The following is an 18,007-nucleotide window of genomic DNA, read 5'->3' on the forward strand; positions in this document are numbered from 1 at the left end:
TTCGTTTTCGGCATCCGCGCTGCACCGGTGCTTGATATCGCCGTTGCTGGGCACCAGACTCAGGGCTAGTTCGACCCGGCTATACCTCCGATCCGCGCTCTGCACCGATCCACGAGGAGAAGAACCGTGTCTGTCTATCTCTACCGGTGGGGCAAGCTGGCCTTCCGCCGCAAATGGATTGTGCTGCCCGTCTGGTTGCTGCTCTTCATGGTGCTCGCGGGGCTGGGATCCTCGTTGCAGAAGCCGATGACCGATGACTTCAGCATGCCGAACCTGCCCTCGGAACGGGCCACCGAAATCCTCGACAAGCACTTCCCCGGCATGTCAGAGGCCTTCGCGTTCGACGCCGTGACCGGCACCTATGTCGTGGGCGCGCCCGCGGGCCAGAAACTCACCGACCCGGCCAACCGGGCCGCGATCGACGAGCTGATCGGCAATCTCGAGCAACTCGACATCGTCGACCACGCCGAGCCGATCGTGAATCCGATCACCGCTACCGAGGAAATGGGTTGCCTCACAGGGCAACCCGATCCGTCGACATGCAGTGGCGCACCCCTGAATGTGCTGAACGAGACCGCACCCGAGACTGTCGCGTATTTCAGCGTGCCGTTCGCGATCACCGACTTCGCCGACATCACCGCCGAGGAACGCGAGGCCGCCTACAACGCGGGCGACACCGCCCGCGCGGCCGGGCTGACGGTCGAGATCAGCGGCACCATCGCGATGGAACAGGAGATGCCGAGCGGCAAGTCCGAGATGATCGGTATGGCTGTGGCATTGGTGGTGATGATCGTGGCGTTCGGCGCGATCGTCGCCGCGTTCGTGCCGATCATCACCGCGATCGTCGGACTCGGCGCGGCGACTTCACTGATCTTCCTGTCGACGTCGGTGGTGTCGGTGCCGAGCTTCACCACATTCCTCGCCTCGATGATCGGCATCGCGCTCTCGATCGACTACGCGCTGTTCATCGTCTCGCGCTACAAACATGAACTGGCGGTGCAGGATTCCGCCGAGGAAGCGGCGGGCTCGGCCTTGGGAACGGCGGGTTCGGCAGTGGTGTTCGCCGGGCTCACCGTCATCATCGCGCTGGTCGGGCTGAGCATCGTCGGGGTCAGATTCCTGACGTTCATGGGTCTGGGTGGCGCCATCGCCGCCGCGTTCGCCGTGCTCACTGCCATCACGCTGATGCCTGCGCTGCTCGGCGCGTTCGGCAAGGCGCTGTTCAAGCCGAAGCTGCCGGTGATCGCCCAGCACGATCCCGAGGACGACAGCGTCGTCACCAACGGCACCCGCGTGGCCAGAGTGATCGCCAAATTCCCCGCGGTCACGATGATCCTGGCCATTGTGGTGCTCGGCCTGCTCGCCGCACCGGCGCTGAACCTGAACCTCGGCCTGCCCGGCGAGGACAGCCTGCCCAAGTCGACCACCGTCCGTAAGGCCTACGACCTGCGCACCGAAGGCTTCGGCGAGGGCAGCAACGGTGTGCTCCAGGTGGCCGTCGACCTCAGCGAAACCCCCGTCGACCAGCGTCCGGCGGCGCTGAATGCCTTGCGCGTCAAGCTGCAGTCCTACCCCGACATGGATCTGGTCACCGAGCCGCAGATGAGCAAGGACGGGGCGGGTGCGCTGATCAACGGCATCCCCGAGACCGGACCCAACGCCCAGTCGACGAAGGATCTGGTGCAGTCGGCGCGCGCTGCGGAATCCGATCTGAACGAGCAGTACAACATGTCGTACGGCATCACCGGGACCACCGCCATCTACGCCGATATCGACCATGTACTGCTGAGCAAGATCGTTCCGTACATGGCGATCGTGGCCGGTGCGGCGTTCATCCTGCTGATCCTGGTGTTCCGCTCGATCCTGGTCCCGCTCACCGCCGCGCTCGGCTTCCTGTTGTCCATGGCGGCCACCTTCGGCGCGACCGTGCTGATCTTCCAGGAGGGCGAGCTCGGGCTGATCAAGGATCCACATCCGCTGGTCAGCTTCCTACCGATCATGTTGATCGGCTTGGTATTCGGGTTGGCGATGGACTACCAGGTGTTCCTGGTGACCCGCATGCGCGAGGAATACGTCCACGGCGCCGATCCCACCGATGCCGTGATCAAGGGCTATCACCACGGTGCGCGAGTGGTGACCTCGGCGGCGATCATCATGATCTCGGTGTTCGGTTCGTTCCTGCTGGAATCCGACGTCACCGCCAAGTCGATGGGCTTCGCGCTGGCGGCGGGCGTGGCCTTGGACGCGTTCGTCGTCCGGATGGTGCTCATTCCCGCTTTGCTTGTGCTGCTGGGCAAGTGGGCGTGGTGGATGCCGAAGTGGCTGGACCGGATCGTGCCCGATATCGACGTCGAAGGCTCGCGGCTGCGCGAGATCCAGGCCGATCAGCGCGAGGTCGCGCCGGTACCGTAAGGCTGAGCATCGATGGCCGGGGAACTCTGGTTCCCCGGCCATTTCTCTATTGACTCGGCTGCGGCACTTGGCATTCGGTGACACGCGGATTGAGCCCGATGTAGTTCGCCGGCCCCGCCGCGGCAGTGACCGCGATGGTCGCCCAGTCCGAACATTGCTTGGGCAGGTGAGCGAAGTGGTGCCGCTGACCAGCGGCGAGCAGCCCGACGGCAACCCAGCCGAGCACGATGAGAACCATCAGCTTTCCCCCGAGCCCCATCCCGGACTTCGCGGGTGGCGGCTGTCGCCCGCGCATAAACATCGTTCCTTCCAGGATTCGGTGTAACCCAGTCTATTACGCGAGGAATACACCGCAGGTCGGACGCAGGTGAATACCCGACGACAGATCGTGCCCGCTCTCGAACCGCGACCGTTATCGGGGGCCGCACTCGCTCCCGCACTGTGGCTTCCGGCTTCCGCGCCGAGCCTCGACAGGCGGGCGGATGCCGTGCCTGATCGCGTTCGCGGCGTGGATTCCGATGGCGAAGTCCTTCAGTTGCTTCAACATATCTCCATGGTCGGACTTCCGCGTCATCGGGAGAAGTGGCGTAGATGACGACTATCGCTAAGATTTAGACATGAGCTCTGTTTCCGTGCTTGCCTACGACGGGATGACGGCGTTCGAAACCGGCATCGTCATCGAGGTCTTCGGTCTGACCTGGCCCGATATCGAGCAGCCCTGGTACGAGCTGAAGATCTGCACCGAAACCCCCGACCCCATTCGCGTGATCGGTGGCGCGACCATGACCACCCCGTACGGTCTCGCCGAGTTCGCCGCCGCCGATACGGTCGTCGTCCCGAGCGTCGCCGACCCCCACGCGCGGACCTCGCCGGAATTGATCGACGCGCTCCGCCGGGCGCACAGCAACGGCTCCCGGATCGTGTCGATCTGCTCGGGCGCCTTCGCCCTCGCCGCCGCGGGCCTGCTCGACGGCCGCCGAGCCACCACCCACTGGCGATACGCCGACCTACTGCGCGAGCGCTACCCCGCTGTCGACGTCGACCCCGAACCGCTCTACACCGACGAAGGCGACATCCTCACCAGCGCGGGCTGCGCCGCGGGCCTCGACCTGGCCCTGCACCTGGTGCGCACCGACCTCGGCGCCTCCGTCGCCAACGCGGTCGCCCGTCGGCTCGTCATCCAGCCACACCGCACGGGCGGCCAAGCCCAGTACATCGAATCCCCCATGCCCCCCGAACCCCTCGACGCGCCCATCGCCCGCAGCCTCTCCTGGGCACTCGAACACCTCGCCGACCCGATCGGCGTCCCCGACCTGGCCAGGGTGGCAGGCCTGTCCCCCCGCACCTACCTGCGCCATTTCGTCCGGGAAACCGGCGCCACCCCGAGCAAATGGCTGATCGCCCAGCGAATTCAGGCAGCCCTGGCAATGCTGGAGACCGGCGACGCACCGATCGAAGAGATCGCGACCGCAGCCGGTTTCGCCACCCCGGTCACCTTCCGCCACCACTTCACCCGAGCCGTCCGAACCTCACCCTCGTCCTACCGGCGCGCTTTCCAGACAAGAAAAAGCCCCCCACCTGCGTGAACAAGTGAGGGGCTCTTGGCGGTGGCGGAGGGATTTGAACCCTCGGAGGGGGGTTACCCCTCACACGCTTTCGAGGCGTGCTCCTTAGGCCGCTCGGACACGCCACCGCCGACTACGGTACCGGAGTGGGTGGGAGATTGTTAAATCGGCTGGTCAGCGTTGGTTTTTGAAGAAGGTGTCGAGGAGGGCGACGCAGTCCGATTCGAGGATGCCGCCGCGGACCTCGGGGCGGTGGTTGAGGCGGCGGTCGCGGACCACGTCCCAGAGCGAGCCGACGGCACCGGTTTTGGGCTCCCACGCACCGAAGACGACCTTGCCGACCCGGGCCAGAACCAGCGCGCCCGCGCACATGGTGCACGGTTCGAGGGTGACGGCCAGGGTCGCGCCCTCGAGACGCCATCCGTCACCGTGGACGGCGGCGGCCGCACGCAGGGCGAGCACTTCGGCGTGGGCGGTGGGGTCGCCGAGGGCTTCCCTGGCGTTGGTGGCGCGCGCGAGTTCGCGGCCCTGTGCGTCGAAGACGACGGCGCCGACCGGCACATCGCGCGGGTCGGCGTCGGCTGCGGCCGCCAGGGCGGCGCGCATCATCTCTTCGTCGGTCACCTCGGCATTTTGTCCAGGACCGCGGCGAACTCGTCGGCGAAACCGAGGCGCTGGGCGATCATGCCGAGCTGCTCGTCGGGATAGAGGTCGGTTTCGGCGATGATCACGCTGAGGACCGGTTCGGGGAGGCCGAGGTCGGCCAGGACGCCGAGGTCGCCCTCTTCCCACGGTTCGACGTCGTCGAGGTCATCGGGGTCGATATCGGGGATCTCGACATTGAGCGCGTCGAGGACGTCGGCGGCGATGTCGTAGTCGATCGCCGCGGTCGCGTCGGAGACGAGCAGGAGGGTGCCGCTCGGCGCGGGACGCAGCACGATGAAGAATTCGTCGTCGACATCGATCAGGCCGAACACCGCACCTGAGCTGCGCAAAGCCTTCAGTTCGGTCTCCGCGGCCGACAGATCGTGCAGGGCTTCGGAGCTGAGCGGGCTGACCCGCCACGTGCCTTCTTCGCGGACCACGGCCACTGCGAACCCTTCGACGTCGAAGTCGTCATCCGACGTCGCCCTGTTCGTGCCCGAGCGCTGTGCTGCCATGGACCAAACGGTAGTCTGTCCCACCCCTAATGATGAACTCGTGTGCCAATCTGTTCCGATGAGCATCGACGAGCGTGGGGCTGTTTGCGTCCTCGGGACCGGCCTGATCGGCGGTTCACTGCTGCGCGCCGCCGCCGCATCGGGCTACCGGGCGTTCGGCTACAACCGCTCCGAATCCGGGGTTTCCGCGGCGTGTCAGGACGGCTTCGACGTTTCCGGCGACCTGTCCGCGGTGCTGATTCGGGCCGCCGAAGCGAGCGCGCTGCTGGTCATCGCGGTACCGATGCCCGCCGTCGCATCTCTGCTGGCCGACATCGCCGCGCTCGCGCCCGGTTGCCCGCTGACCGATGTGGTGAGTGTGAAGGGGCCGGTGCTGGACGCGGTGCGAAAGCATGGGCTCGAGGCCCGGTATGTGGGTGGGCATCCGATGACCGGCACCGCCCAATCCGGTTGGGCTGCAACTGATTCAGATCTCTTCCAGGGTGCCGTGTGGGCCGTCGGGGTGGACGAGGGAACGCGGGCAGAACCATGGTCGCGAGTGGTACGGCTCGCCTTGGATTGCGGGTCGGTGGTGGTTCCGGTGCTTGCCGAGGAACACGATCAGGCCGTCGCGCGGATCTCGCATCTGCCGCACGTGCTGGCCGAAGCGCTGGCAGCTGCAGGTGCCGAAGGCGGAAAGCTGGCGCTCGGCTTGGCGGCGGGTTCGTTCCGCGACGGTACCCGCGTCGCGGGTACCGCCCCCGACCTCGTGCGCGCCATCTGCGAACCGAACGCGGCCGCGCTGGGACGGGTCCTCGACGAAGCCATCGAGACACTCGTCACCGCACGCGATTCCCTGCGTGCGGACGGCGACCTCGGCGAACTTGTCGAGACGGGTTTCCGCGGTCGCACCGCCTACGACGACCGCACGACCTGGGACATCACCGGCATCACTCCCGGCACCGGCGACTGGCTCGGCGAACTGCATCGTGCGGGTCGCGACGGTGGCGTGCTGCGCGCACTCTGAGTCCCTGCCTTCGCCGGATCAGGCGCGCTCGGCCAGTCCCGGATAGTCCAGGACGAAACCTTCCGGGTCGACCGTCAGGGTGGCGCTCGACACCGGGGACAGGACGTTGATGCCGTCGGCCGCGCTCGAGTAGGTGAGCTCGGCCTCCTGCACCAGCAGGTCGGGTAGTCGCACGTAGACGACCGGGACCTGGACGTCGCCGACGGCGTGTTGCAGGCTGAACCGCCGGATCGGCAGGGTGTTGAAGAACGGACTCAGCACCACGTCGACGTCGAGTGCGCCGCCGAAGGTGGAGCGCACGTGGGTGCCGCCCGCGTCGACGAGCCAGTAGTTCTCCTCGTCACGCGAGATCGAGGCGTGGCGTTCACCGGCCGCGGTGGTGGTGCGCAGCGACAACCGCCGCGTGGCGCCAGCCTCATCGGTGACAAGGTCGTAAGACGCGCTGAACGCCGGGTGCTCGTCGCCGGCACTACCTATCAGTCGGCCCGCCGCCCTGATCCGATTGCCGTTCACCGTCACGCGCACCGATTCCATGCGGGAGTTGTCGTGGGCACGCCAGGTGAGCACCGTAGGCCACCGGGAGGCCGGTTTGATCTCGGTGGGGCCGTCGGCCGGGCCCGGGGCTGGGGTCGTCACCTCTCTACGGTAAGCGACACCAGCCCCGCCGCCACACAACACGGGCGCATCACACCAGCGAATCCCGCCAGGCGGCGTGCAATCCGGCGAAGCGTCCCTGGCCCGCGATCAGCTCGGTCGGTGCGCCGTCCTCCACGATCCGGCCGCCGTCGAGCACCAGCACCCGGTCGGCAATGGCCACGGTGGACAGTCGGTGCGCGATGATCACGGCCGTGCGGTCGCGCAGCAGCGTCTCCAGCGCGTGCTGAACCAGTCGCTCACCGGGGATGTCCAGGCTGGACGTGGCCTCGTCGAGCACGATCACCGCCGGATCGGCCAGGAACACCCGCGCGAACGCCACCAGCTGACGCTGCCCCGCCGACAGCCTGCCGCCGCGCGTGCGCACGTCGGTGGCATACCCGTCGGGCAGTCCCGCGACGAACGCGTCCAGCCCCACCGCACGCGCGGCCGCGGCGACCTCGGCGTCGGTCGCGTCGGGCCTGCCGAGCCGGATGTTGTCCGCGATGGTGCCGGAGAACAGGTAGGCCTCCTGCGTGATCATCACGACGTGCCTGCGCAGCTCGGCATCGGCCAGGTGGCGCAGATCCACCTCGTCGAGGGTGATGACGCCACCGGTCGGGTCGTAGAACCGGGTGAGCAGTTTCGCCAGCGTCGACTTGCCCGCGCCCGTGGCGCCGACCAGCGCCACCACCTGTCCGGCCGGGATCTCCAGGTCGAACTCCGGCAGCACCGAGGTGGCGTTGTAGCCGAAGCTGACCTTGTCCATCCGCACCGCGCCGGTCGAGCGGTCGAGGGTGGCCGGGCGTTCCGGTTCGGCGACGGCCGGTTCCTCCTCGAGCACGCCGGAGATCTTCTCCAGCGCCGCGGCGGCGGACTGGTAGGAGTTGAACACCTGCGCGAGCTCGTCGAGCGGGCCGTAGAACTGGTCGAGGTAGAGCAGGTACGCGGCGAGCACACCGATCGCGAGGTTGCCCTCCATCACCTGCCAGGCGCCGACCAGCAGCACGATCACCGTGGTGAGCTTGCCGATGAAATTCGACAGCCCGACATAGTCGCCCATTCCGCGAACCGCGCCGGTGGTCGCCTTCTGGTACACCGAGTCCTCCGCGCCGAGGACCTCCTCGTTGCGGAGTTCGCGACGGAATGCCTGCACCGCGCGCATGCCGCTCATCGATTCGACGAACTGCACGACAACGCGCGAGATCGCACCGCGCGTGCGCCGGTAGCCCGCCCGTTGACGCCGCTGCGCCCACCGGGTGACCAGCACCAGCGGCACGAACCCGATCAACACGATCGAGGCGAGCATCGGATCGAGCCAGATCAGCAGCGCCGCGATGGTCACCACCGAGATCACCGCGCTCAGCGCCTGATTCAGCGCGCCTTCGAGCAGCTCCTGCAGGGCCTCGATATCGCTGGTGAGCCGGGTGACGACCTTGCCCGAGGTGTACTTCTCGTGGAAGGACACGCTCAACCGCTGTGTGTGCTGGAACGCGCGCACCCGCAGGTCGAACAGCACCCGCTGACTCAGCCACCCGGAGGCCCGCAGGAAGGCGAACGTGGTGAGCCCCGACAGCACCGTCACCCCGACGAAGCCGGCGACGGTCACGAGCATCGGCGTCCAATTGCCCTGGCGGCCTTGGCTGATGCCGTGGTCGAGGCCGTAGGCGATGAACAGCGGCAGCGACACCTTGGCCGCGTTGTCGAGCAGGATCAGGACGAAGGTTCCGATCGCCTGCTTGCGGTAGGGGCGCACCAGATCGAGGAGCAGTCGCCGGGATCGACCGGCCAGCACCAGGTTTCCGGTTCCGGTGACGGTGTCGTCCTCCTTGGCGATACCCCGCCAATCGGCGGCCAGATCGGATTCCTTCTCCGGCGCTGCCTCTTCCGGTGTCACGGTCTCGGTGCTCATGCCTCACCTCCCATCAGTTCGCGGTAGTGGCTGCTCGTGCGCAGCAGTTTTTCGTGGCTGCCCTCGGCGACGATGCGACCGTCGGCGAGTAGGGCGACGCGGTCGGCCAGTGCGGCGGTGGACGGCCGGTGCGCGACGAGCAGCGTGGTCGCTCCGGAGAGCACCGAGCGCAGCTGATCCTGCACGCGCTCTTCGGTTTCCACGTCCAGGGCCGAGAGCGGATCGTCGAGGACCATGATCCGGCCGCTCGCCGCGGTGTCACCGGTGAGCACGGCCCTGGCCAGGGCCAGACGCTGACGCTGTCCGCCGGACAGACTCATGCCTTGCTCGCCGATGCGGGTGTCGAGCCCCCACGGCAACGCGTCGACGAACTCGCCCGCCTGTGCGATATCGAGCGCCTGACGCACATCGGCGTCGGTGGCGCGCGGGTCACCGAGTGCGACGTTCTCTCGCACGCTGGCCGAGAACAGCACCGGTTCCTCGAAGGCCACCGTCACCACCCGGCGCAGCTCGGCCAGCCGCAGGGTGGCGATATCGACGCCGTCGATGGTGATGCTGCCGCCGCTCACGTCGTAGAGCCGGGGAATCAGCTCGAGCAGCGCGGTTTTACCGCTGCCCGTCGCACCGACGAGCGCGACCGTCTCCCCCGGCCTGATCCGCAGCGAAATCTCTTCCAGCACGGTGTGCTCCGGTCCGTCTCCGGATCGCGGGTAGGCGAAGCGGACACGGTCGATCACCAGTTCCCCACGCAGCGCGGTGGGAAGTTCCGCGGGGTTCGGTGGGTCGGCGATGTCGAGCGGGGTGTCGATGATCTCCCAGAACCGATCGGCCGCGGTGCGCGCCTCGAACAGCTCCGACAACAGAAACCCGAGCCAGATGATCGGCCACTGCAGGAACGTGGCCAGGGTGATGCTCGCGACGAGCGTGCCCATCGTCATCGACCCCTGCACCACCGAGTAGCCGCCTACCCCGAGCGACACCGCGATAGACACGGTCGGCAGGGTCACCAACGCCGCCCACAGTGTCGCGTCGAGGCGCACCTTCTCCATCTCGGTGCGCTGTAGTTCCCGGGACAGAGCCGTGAAACGCGTACCGAAGAACTGGCCACGACCCAGCGCCTTGAGCACCCGCACGCCCTGCGCGGATTCCTGGGCGATGGTGGCCAGGTCGCCGGACTGGTCCTGCGAACGGCGCGAGGCCACCTCGAACCGTCGGACGAATCGCGCGCAGAACAGCGTCAACGGCAGGGACGTGACCGTGAAGATCAGTCCCACTTGCCAATTCATCGCGAACAGCACGATCAGCCCGGCGGGCATGATCACCCCGTTGACGATGAGGAACGGGCCTGCGAACGCGACGAACCGCCGCAGCACCGACAGATCGTCGATGGCGCGCGAGAGCAGCTGGCCCGACTGCCAGCCGTCGTGGCGTCCGATCGAGAGCGCCTGCAGCTGGGTGAAAAGCTTGGCGCGCATGGTGATCTCGAACATCGTCGAAGGCTTCGATACCAGCCATCGCCTGCCCCACATGCCGAACGATTCGAGCGAGCCGAGCAGAAAGATCAGCGCGACCGGCGCCAGCAAGCCGACGAAATCGCGCTGCGCGATCGGCCCGTCGACCACCCGCGCGATAACGAGCGGAATCGCGATCGCGGTGCTCGCGGTAACGATCGCCAGCGCGTTCGCCAACAGCAGCGGCACCCGATAGGGGCGGAGAAAGGGCAGAAATCGCCTCAGCGACCGCATTCCCCCACTCGACCGCGGCGCAGGCCGCTCCGATCTGTCGGCCTCCGATTCGGCAGCCGCCAGCTCTGATGTGACAGACAAAACTCCCCCTTGATGCCCGGTCGGCTGGTTGGTTTTCCGGTACGGACGCCAGGTGATGTTCGCACCGGGGTCCGACAAGTTCGGCCCTTCAAGAGTCCCAGAGCACCCCCACCTCCAGCCACCGATTTTCCTCCCGGCAACGCCACTTCGTCCACCGATGTGACCCAACGCCGCCCCACCGTCCATCTGATGAAGCAGTCGGCCCCTCGGCCGCTCGTTCGCGGTCGGCTCGCTGTTCAGCGGGCCCGATACAATGCGGCGCAGGCACGAGTATCGGCCGCCGAACAGCGGGCCGTTCAGGGCCGCGAACTCGAGCGCGGCCGCGCTCCGAAGACACAGGGGTCGTTGATGCGGATGGTCGGGTTGTTCGCCGGGATCGGCGGGCTCGAACTCGGTCTGAGCAGGCATGGCTGGACCTCGGAGCTGCTGTGCGAGATCGACCCGGGCGCCCAGGGTGTCCTTTCGGCTCGATTCCCCGATACCGACCTGCACGGCGACATCACCCGACTGCGTTCACTGCCCGCGGGCACCGAGCTCGTCGCGGCCGGTTTTCCCTGCCAGGACCTGTCACAGGCCGGGCGCACGGCGGGCATCACCGGGCGTCGATCCGGCCTGGTCGACGAGGTGTTCCGGCTGGTTCGCAGGCAGCGTGGGCCGCGCTGGTTGTTGATCGAGAATGTCCCGTTCATGCTGCAACTGGGTCGTGGTGCGGCGATGCGCCACATCACCGCCGCACTGGAGGAGCTCGGGTACGCCTGGGCGTACCGGGTCGTCGACGGCCGCGCGTTCGGCTTGCCGCAGCGGCGTCAGCGCGTGCTGATGCTGGCTTCGCGCACCGAGGACCCCCGTCAGGTGCTGTTCGGCGACGACGCGGGCCCCCTCGACTACGGCGACCCGGAGCGCGATCCGTGTGGTTTCTATTGGACCGAAGGTGTGCGTGGCCTCGGCTGGGCGGTGAACGCCGTGCCGACCCTCAAGGGTGGCTCCGGGCTCGGCATCGCCAGTCCGCCTGCGATCCGGCTGCCCGCGGGCGAGATCGTGACGCCGGGCATCGTCGACGGTGAACGATTACAAGGCTTCGACGCCGACTGGACCGCCCCCGCCATCGACGTTCCCGGCGTGCGCCACGGTCATCGTTGGAAACTGGTGGGCAACGCGGTGAGTGTGCGGATGGCGAACTGGGTCGGTGAACGCCTGGCCGCACCGTCGGATCCGCTGACCGTGGGAGAACCGATTACCGCGGGCCAACCATGGCCGAGCGCGGCCTGGGGTCACGCGGGCGTCGTGCACCGCGTTCCCCTCTCCACCTGGCCGGTCCACGAACCCTACGAGGACCTGAAGAACTTCCTCACCGAACCTCGTCTGCTCTCTCCCCGCGCGACGGCGGGATTCCTGCGTCGCACCGAGATGGGAAACCTGCGCTTTCCACCCGGATTCCTCGACGATGTCCGCGACCACCTCGACCGCATGGGCGGCTGGGCGGCATGAGCGCGCGGCGGGCCTTGTCGCCACCGACCGACGCGGCGACGAGCGCACGCATGTCCAAGCAGCGACGCGCGAACACCGCTCCCGAGCTGGCACTACGCCGCGAATTACACCGCGCCGGCCTGCGCTATTTCGTCGACCGACCGCCCATCAAAGGTCAACGTCGGCGTGCGGACGTGGTGTTTCCCCGGCTGCGCATCGCCGTGTATGTCGACGGGTGTTTCTGGCATCGCTGCCCTGCTCACGCGACCGATCCGAAGAACAACGCGCAGTGGTGGGCCGACAAATTGGCAGGCAATGTCTCCCGCGACCGGGCCACCGATGCCGCGCTGACGGCGGCGGGCTGGCGGGTCGTGCGGGTGTGGGAGCACGAGGATCCGCATACGGCAGCTGAGCGGATCACCGCACTGGTGGAGCGATCAAAGCCCAGCTGACCTGCGATTACAATTTCAGCGACGCCGCGGAGCGCTTTCGGCGCGAACCCGCACCCGTACGCGCGACGCATCCGCCGCTACGAAGCCGGACACGGCCAGCGCCAGGATCGTGGCGAAACCTGCCAGCGCGATCACATAGCTCATCGAAGACCTCTCCGTTGGTTACCAACCACCCTGCACGGTGAACCTGACAGCAACCTGTGTGCGTGCCTGTGCTGCTCGATGAAACCACGTCCGCGTTCTCGACGCGCCTGATCGGGGCGGCGTAGGCCGGACACGCACAATGGTCGGTGTGACCGAATCCGCACGGCACACCCGTGGCTACTCGTTGCTGATCGCCCTCGCGATCGCGATCGCGGGCCTGTGCTATTCGTCCTGGCTGCTGGAATTCGTGCTGCCGATCGATACCGACCCGGTCAACAACTTCCTCAGCGAACTCGATGCCGAGGGCAAGCCGTACCGCGAGGTGTTCGGCACCGCCGACAAAGTGGTCGGCCTGTTGCTGATCCCGGCGGCGCTGGGTGGACTGCTCGTTTTCCGGCGCCGCCGGTTGACCACGATCGGCTGGACAGCCCTGCTCTGCTTCGGTGCGTCCACCATCGCCGACGCACTGCTCCCGCTGCACGACTGCGACCCGGGTGACAGCACGTGTGGCGGCGACAGCGGCCTGTTTCCGCAACTGCACCAACCACACGCGCTGACGAGCACCCTGGCCGTCACCTCGATCGCGGTGGCGGCGTTCGCGTTCAGCGCCGCCGCCTATCGCTACCACCGGTGGCGGATCCTGCGTGAGTTCGGCCTCGCCGTGCTGATTCTCGGGTCGGCGGCGACCATCTGGATGATGGTCGCCGACAACCTGTCCGGCTCCTACGCACTCGGCATCGCCCAGCGAATCCAGGTCGGCACCATGTCGCTGTGGCTGCTCGCCCTGGCCACCGCGGTCCTCATCGAAGCCCACGAGTGGACTACTTGACGGTGATCTTCACCGTGTAGCCGTCGATCTTCGCGGGCAGCTTGGTGGTGTCGACCGCGAGCACCTCGCCGGTGTCCTGCACGCCATTGGGCAACGTCTTGGGCTTCAGGCCGAACGGGGGCTGTTCCCCCTGGCTAGCGGCAAGACCGAAGTCGCTGTCGTTGGCGATGTAGATGGTCTTGCCACCGTCGAGAGTGGCGATGCCCTCGATCTTGTCGTGACCGAAGAACCGGCCCTTCTCGTCGAGCGCGGCGACCAGCGCGGAGAGGTCCAGGTTGCTCTTCTTCGCGACGGGGGTGACGCCAGCCTTGGTGAGCGCGGCGACGGCATCAGCGGTCGGGGTGACGCCGATCAGCGTTTCCAGCGGCTTGCCGTCGATCAGCAGTCCGCCCTTCTCTGCGTCGTAGGTCGCGCCGGGCACCGCGGCCTGCGGGCCGACATCGGTGGCACCCGCGATGTCGATCGTCCAGATCTTCTTGTTCGACTCGGGTGCGAGGTTGCCGTCGCGCTCGTCGACCAGGAAGGTGGTGGCGCTCAGAGCGGTGATCTCCGAGACCGCGACCTTGGACTGCTTCGGGTTTTCCAGCGGGTACAGGAATTCCTTCTGCGCCTTGGTCTTCAGGTCCACGGTCACGATGCGCGCGAACGGCACCTCCTTGGCCGAACCGCTCAGCCCGGGGGTGTTGAGCGCGCTCTGCACCATCCCGACCAGGGTGTTGCCGTCGGGAGTGATGGTCAGCCCCTCCATGCCCTGATTGGGTGTGCGCAGGGCGATCTCCTTCGGCAAGCCGTTGCCTGGGGCGAGCCGCTCGATCTCGGTGCCCTTGGCATCGAAATGCACCAGGAACGGCCCGTATTCGTCGGAGATCCAGAATGTGCCGTCGGCCAGTGCCACCAGGCCTTCGGGGTCGATACCGTGATCGGTGGGCGGCAGGACATTGCCCTGGAGGTCCTTGATGGTCTCGCCGGTAGTGGCCGAGATGTCGACCTGGCCGTTGAACGGAGCACCCGACTTGCTGCGCAGCTCGATGCTCGACTGCAGCACGGCCCTGTTGTCGACCAGCTTGAACCGGCCGATCTTGGGCACGAAACTCGGTGTCGGCGAGAGCTTTTCATTTTTGGCCGGACCGTCGACATTCGGGCCGCGGTCGGTGAGTCCGTAGAACTCGTCGGCGCTACCCGGCACCGGAGTCCAGGCCGACCCGAATCCACTGCCCTGCACCGTGGTGCCGCCGAATTCGCCGAGCACCGGAATGTCGGTGGTGTAGAGGCGAACCGCGTCGGTGGTGGTGACCGTGAACTGGTCGAGACCGATGTAGCCGGCGCTCGGGGTGTAGACGTAGGCGCCGTCGGCCCGACGGGTGATGTTGCCGTGCTCGGGCTCGAGGCTGACCCCGAGCACCGCGCTGGTACCGGCCCGGGCCACCAGGTCGTCGAGCGAGATCACCAGCGGCTGGTCCTTGCCAGCGGTGAAACCGGCGTCGGGATCCGGCGCCGAGCAGCCCGCCACAACGGCGGCAGCGCACAGAGCGGCGGTGAGAGGAAGGAGGCGTAGACCTGGACGTGCGTTCACCTGGCATGCATACCGTCGCGAGCCGACCAGTAGACGACCGGCAAATGAATTGTCCTCCACCCCTCGGTGGACCATTCTGGCAATCATGACCACAACTCGGGTGAACATTTCCTCAGCCTCCGATTTCGAAGATGTCGTCGGGTATTCGCGGGCGGTACGGGTCGGCAACCAGGTCGTCGTCAGTGGCACCACGGCGGCCGTTGCCGGTGGTGGCGCCGTCGGCGGCGACGACATCGGCGCGCAGACCCGTGAGGTCTTGGCCCGTATCGCCGCAGCACTCGAACAGGCCGGGGCGAGTGTGCGCGACGTGGTGCGCACGCGCATGTTCGTCACCGATATCGCCCGCTGGCCCGAGATCGCGGCCGCGCATGCCGAGGTGTTCGGCACGATCCGCCCCGCGGCCTCCATGTACGAGGTCACCGCGTTGATCGCGCCCGGACTGCTGATCGAGATCGAAGCGGACGCGATCATCGCTGACTGAATCGTCACACGGGCCGACTCCGGCTCTCCGGCGCCGACGAAGGAAAACGCCTGGTTATCCACAGGCTCAGAGTTATCCACAGGGCAGTTTCGACGCCGTCGTTATCGCCTGTGCGCCGGAGACCTGACCACTACTCTCGAATCTGTGACCAGCGAAACGGCTACTCCCACCGACCTGCTCGATCAGCTCGCCGCCTCCACCGCGCGCATCGACACCGCGATCGGCACGCTCACCGATGCGGCCCTGGCCGAACCGTCCCTGTTACCGGGGTGGACCCGCGGTCACGTGCTCGCCCACCTGTCCCGCAATGCCGACAGCCTGCTGAACCTGCTGCTGTGGGCTCGCACCGGCATAGAGATGCCGCAGTATCCGAACGTCGCCGTCCGCGATGCCGATATCGAGGCGGGCGCACCCCGCCCGCTGACCGTGCAGCACGCGGACTTCACCGCCACCGCGCACCGCTGGCAGGCTGTCGCCACCACCATGCCCGCCGCCGACTGGCAGGCCGAGGTCCGCAATCGCCAGGGCGGCACCCTCACCGCCGATCAGATCCCCTGGATGCGCCTGCGCGAGACCGAAATCCACCACGTGGACCTCGACATCGGCTACACCCCCGCCGACTGGCCCGCCCCCTTCGTCGCCCGCCTGCTCCCCGAAACCATCACCGACCTCTCCGCCAAACTCCTCCCCGAAGCCACCCCCACCTTCGACATCCAGTCCACCGACACGGATTTCATCGCCACCGTAGGCCCCGGCCGCCCCCACCACACCGTCCTGGGCCCCGCCTGGGCTCTCCTGGGCTGGCTCGTCGGCCGCACCTCGGGCAACGACCTCACCGGCCCCCTACCGCCGCTGCCGGCCTGGAAATAGCCCGCTTCGGCGAAAGCACCTCCGCCTCACCAGAGTCCCGGTAACGACCAACCACACGGACCATCACGCAAAAAAAATCGACCCCGTATCAGTTGATACGGGGTCGATCTCGGTGCGCCCGAAGGGATTCGAACCCCTAACCTCTTGGTTGTTCCGTTGCTCTGCGATTGTCCGCTGACGTACTCCCAAACCTACTGCTACCAGCGCATTTTGCGATCGGCGCTACGTGGTTGTCTGCCGTTGTTTGCCCGAATCGCCGGGGGTTTGTAGTGGGAAAGTAGTGGGTGAGTCAGGTCCGTCGACCTCGGGAGACTGCTCCGCCACAAGCCGGAGGTTAAAGCATCCGCGGCTGGGATGTCGGACCGTATTCGTACTCTGAGCTAGCGCGGTCCGAGCGGGGTCGCCAGTACGTCACGGGGGGCGAAGTGAACACATGGGCGCTGCTGTCGAAGCTGGAGGGGCGAAGCTGGGAGAGCAACGACGGCTATCCCGATGAGCTCGGATCGACCTACGTCTACGACAGTGGAGTTGCCAATCACCTTCAAGTGAGGGTCGGGGACATGGTGATTCTTCGCGATTCCACCTCGGTTCACGGTGTTTCGCGCATTGACCGGATCGACTCCGAGCCTGGCATCAAGGTTCGGTATGTGTGTCCGGAGTGCAAAAGGACCGGGCAGGTGCCGCGCACGACCAAATCGCCGAAGTACCTCTGTCGACACAAGGACTGTCGCAACAAGTTCCCCGAACCGCTTCGGTTGGAGGTGCCCGTCACCCACTACGTCGCCAGCTACGGCGCACAGTGGCAAGCGTTGGATGGCGCGCTGCCGTTTCGTGCGATTGAGGCGCTGCTGGACGGCGCGCAGCAGAATGCGGTACGTCGGTGCGATCCGCAGGGCTTGCGCACGCTTCTGGATGGACTCGCGGTGCCGTTGCCTAAGGCTCCGACGCCTCGCTCAACGCCACCGAAGGGCGGCCGGCGGCAAGCGTTGGTACAAGTTCGCAACGGGCAAGGCCCATTCCGCAGGGGCCTGCTGGAACGGTATGGCCTGCGGTGCGCAATCACCGGACCCTGTCCCGCCGCGGTGTTGCAGGCAGCCCACTTGCGAGCCTTCGCCAAGCACGAGACACACGATCTGGACGAGGGCCTGCTCCTGCGAACCGACCTCCACCAACTGTTCGACGCCGGACTGATGGCCATCGACCCCACAACTCGCTCTGTGACGCTGGCGCCTTCACTCGACGGGTACCCGGACTATCAGAAGCTCCGCGGCCTCGTAATCGACGAAGGGCCGTATCTTCCGGCTCTCGCCGACCACTTCCACTCCGCCACGGATGCCTGGTGATGCAGCAGATGCCTGGCTCTGGCATCACCCGCGCGATGTTGATCATGATGACCGTTCCGGGCATTTGTGCCGGTGGGCTGGTTATGGCTCGGTGGGCCTGAACTGGGGTTTCCAGGGTTGCAACGTTGGCTGACCTGGGCACCGATTGGTGGCACTGCGTATTCGCTGCGTACCCGCAGTCAGCAGCTGTAGGTGCTCGCCTTCAAATCGAATACTCGTTGTCCGGCTGTGCATCACGGTCGTCTGTACTCTTACGCGAGGTGGCGAAACGCCTTCGTGGGAGCCTTTGCCTGTCTGGAGATGTTCGGATCACTTGTGACAACGTGGTGACACC

At 66.8% G+C, this 18,007-nt stretch carries 17 protein-coding genes and 1 tRNA gene; 9 read left to right on the plus strand and 9 right to left on the minus strand.

All coding sequences use genetic code 11. From position 1 onward, the window contains the following. Positions 1-126: 126 nt before the first annotated feature. Positions 127-2,412 carry an MMPL family transporter gene (locus tag ASD42_RS28145; RefSeq protein WP_056822087.1) on the plus strand — a complete coding sequence of 762 codons (2,286 nt, stop codon included), beginning with the start codon at positions 127-129 and terminating at the stop codon, positions 2,410-2,412. 46 nt (positions 2,413-2,458) lie between these two features. Here the strand turns inward: ASD42_RS28145 and ASD42_RS28150 are convergent, their stop codons facing one another. Further along, complete coding sequence (locus ASD42_RS28150) at positions 2,459-2,707, minus strand: hypothetical protein (RefSeq protein WP_235569860.1); 249 nt, start codon at positions 2,705-2,707, stop codon at positions 2,459-2,461. Positions 2,708-3,029: 322 nt separating this feature from the next. Here ASD42_RS28150 and ASD42_RS28155 point away from each other — a divergent pair, with 322 nt between their 5' ends. Further along, complete coding sequence (locus tag ASD42_RS28155; RefSeq protein ID WP_056822090.1) at positions 3,030-3,998, plus strand: helix-turn-helix domain-containing protein; 969 nt, start codon at positions 3,030-3,032, stop codon at positions 3,996-3,998. A 16-nt stretch (positions 3,999-4,014) separates the two neighbouring features. On the opposite strand, the gene ASD42_RS28160 is transcribed toward ASD42_RS28155, so the two are convergent. The 3 genes from ASD42_RS28160 to ASD42_RS28170 form a co-directional block, all read right to left on the minus strand. Then, positions 4,015-4,105 (minus strand) — tRNA-Ser (locus ASD42_RS28160). Between the two features lie 46 nt (positions 4,106-4,151). Next, positions 4,152-4,586 carry a nucleoside deaminase gene (locus ASD42_RS28165; RefSeq protein WP_131816660.1) on the minus strand — a complete coding sequence of 145 codons (435 nt, stop codon included), beginning with the start codon at positions 4,584-4,586 and terminating at the stop codon, positions 4,152-4,154. 11 nt (positions 4,587-4,597) lie between these two features. Next, entirely contained in the window at positions 4,598-5,137 is a 540-nt protein-coding gene (locus ASD42_RS28170; RefSeq protein ID WP_056822093.1) for a tRNA adenosine deaminase-associated protein, read from the minus strand. Positions 5,138-5,195: 58 nt separating this feature from the next. Here ASD42_RS28170 and ASD42_RS28175 point away from each other — a divergent pair, with 58 nt between their 5' ends. Beyond that, positions 5,196-6,143 carry a prephenate dehydrogenase gene (locus tag ASD42_RS28175; RefSeq protein ID WP_156677611.1) on the plus strand — a complete coding sequence of 316 codons (948 nt, stop codon included), beginning with the start codon at positions 5,196-5,198 and terminating at the stop codon, positions 6,141-6,143. 18 nt (positions 6,144-6,161) lie between these two features. Here the strand turns inward: ASD42_RS28175 and ASD42_RS28180 are convergent, their stop codons facing one another. Genes ASD42_RS28180 through ASD42_RS28190 form a run of 3 tightly spaced genes read right to left on the minus strand, consistent with a single transcriptional unit; the run spans position 6,162 to position 10,433 of the window. Continuing rightward, positions 6,162-6,779, minus strand: a complete 618-nt coding sequence (locus ASD42_RS28180) for a putative glycolipid-binding domain-containing protein (protein ID WP_131816641.1) — start codon at positions 6,777-6,779, stop codon at positions 6,162-6,164. A gap of 49 nt (positions 6,780-6,828) precedes the next feature. Further along, positions 6,829-8,688 carry an ABC transporter ATP-binding protein gene (locus tag ASD42_RS28185; RefSeq protein WP_084787346.1) on the minus strand — a complete coding sequence of 620 codons (1,860 nt, stop codon included), beginning with the start codon at positions 8,686-8,688 and terminating at the stop codon, positions 6,829-6,831. Then, positions 8,685-10,433, minus strand: coding sequence for an ABC transporter ATP-binding protein (locus tag ASD42_RS28190; protein WP_235569861.1), 1,749 nt, complete (start codon positions 10,431-10,433; stop codon positions 8,685-8,687). Before ASD42_RS28190 ends, ASD42_RS28185 begins: the two co-directional genes overlap by 4 nt. 435 nt (positions 10,434-10,868) lie before the next feature. Between ASD42_RS28190 and ASD42_RS28195 the strand changes: the two genes are divergently transcribed. Both ASD42_RS28195 and ASD42_RS28200 read left to right on the plus strand, forming a co-directional pair. Next, positions 10,869-12,002 (plus strand): DNA cytosine methyltransferase, encoded by a 1,134-nt coding sequence (locus ASD42_RS28195; RefSeq protein WP_056822751.1) that lies wholly within the window; start codon positions 10,869-10,871, stop codon positions 12,000-12,002. Continuing rightward, the gene (locus tag ASD42_RS28200; RefSeq protein ID WP_056822103.1) at positions 11,999-12,433 is read left to right on the plus strand and encodes a very short patch repair endonuclease; all 435 of its coding nucleotides are present in this window, start codon (positions 11,999-12,001) and stop codon (positions 12,431-12,433) included. The genes ASD42_RS28195 and ASD42_RS28200 overlap by 4 nt, the downstream gene beginning before the upstream one ends. Positions 12,434-12,448: 15 nt before the next feature. On the opposite strand, the gene ASD42_RS35650 is transcribed toward ASD42_RS28200, so the two are convergent. Beyond that, positions 12,449-12,577: a hypothetical protein gene (locus ASD42_RS35650; RefSeq protein ID WP_255284736.1), complete on the minus strand. Its 129-nt coding sequence runs from the start codon at positions 12,575-12,577 to the stop codon at positions 12,449-12,451. Positions 12,578-12,725: 148 nt separating this feature from the next. Between ASD42_RS35650 and ASD42_RS28205 the strand changes: the two genes are divergently transcribed. Further along, positions 12,726-13,406: a DUF998 domain-containing protein gene (locus tag ASD42_RS28205; RefSeq protein ID WP_235569862.1), complete on the plus strand. Its 681-nt coding sequence runs from the start codon at positions 12,726-12,728 to the stop codon at positions 13,404-13,406. Here ASD42_RS28205 and ASD42_RS28210 read toward each other — a convergent pair. Further along, on the minus strand, positions 13,399-14,979 hold the full coding sequence (locus ASD42_RS28210; RefSeq protein ID WP_084787347.1) for an esterase-like activity of phytase family protein: 1,581 nt from the start codon (positions 14,977-14,979) through the stop codon (positions 13,399-13,401). The two genes, ASD42_RS28205 and ASD42_RS28210, sit on opposite strands and share 8 nt — an antisense overlap. Positions 14,980-15,064: 85 nt before the next feature. On the opposite strand from ASD42_RS28210, the gene ASD42_RS28215 reads away from it, so the two are divergent. From ASD42_RS28215 to ASD42_RS28225, 3 genes are all read left to right on the plus strand, one after another. Beyond that, complete coding sequence (locus ASD42_RS28215; protein ID WP_056822108.1) at positions 15,065-15,460, plus strand: Rid family hydrolase; 396 nt, start codon at positions 15,065-15,067, stop codon at positions 15,458-15,460. 144 nt (positions 15,461-15,604) lie between these two features. Next, entirely contained in the window at positions 15,605-16,330 is a 726-nt protein-coding gene (locus tag ASD42_RS28220; protein ID WP_056822111.1) for a maleylpyruvate isomerase family mycothiol-dependent enzyme, read from the plus strand. Between the two features lie 425 nt (positions 16,331-16,755). Further along, the gene (locus tag ASD42_RS28225) at positions 16,756-17,673 is read left to right on the plus strand and encodes an HNH endonuclease (protein WP_056822114.1); all 918 of its coding nucleotides are present in this window, start codon (positions 16,756-16,758) and stop codon (positions 17,671-17,673) included. Positions 17,674-18,007 lie beyond the last annotated feature (334 nt).

It is taken from the genome of Nocardia sp. Root136 (assembly GCF_001427185.1).
GTDB classification, from domain to species: Bacteria; Actinomycetota; Actinomycetes; order Mycobacteriales; family Mycobacteriaceae; genus Nocardia; species Nocardia salmonicida.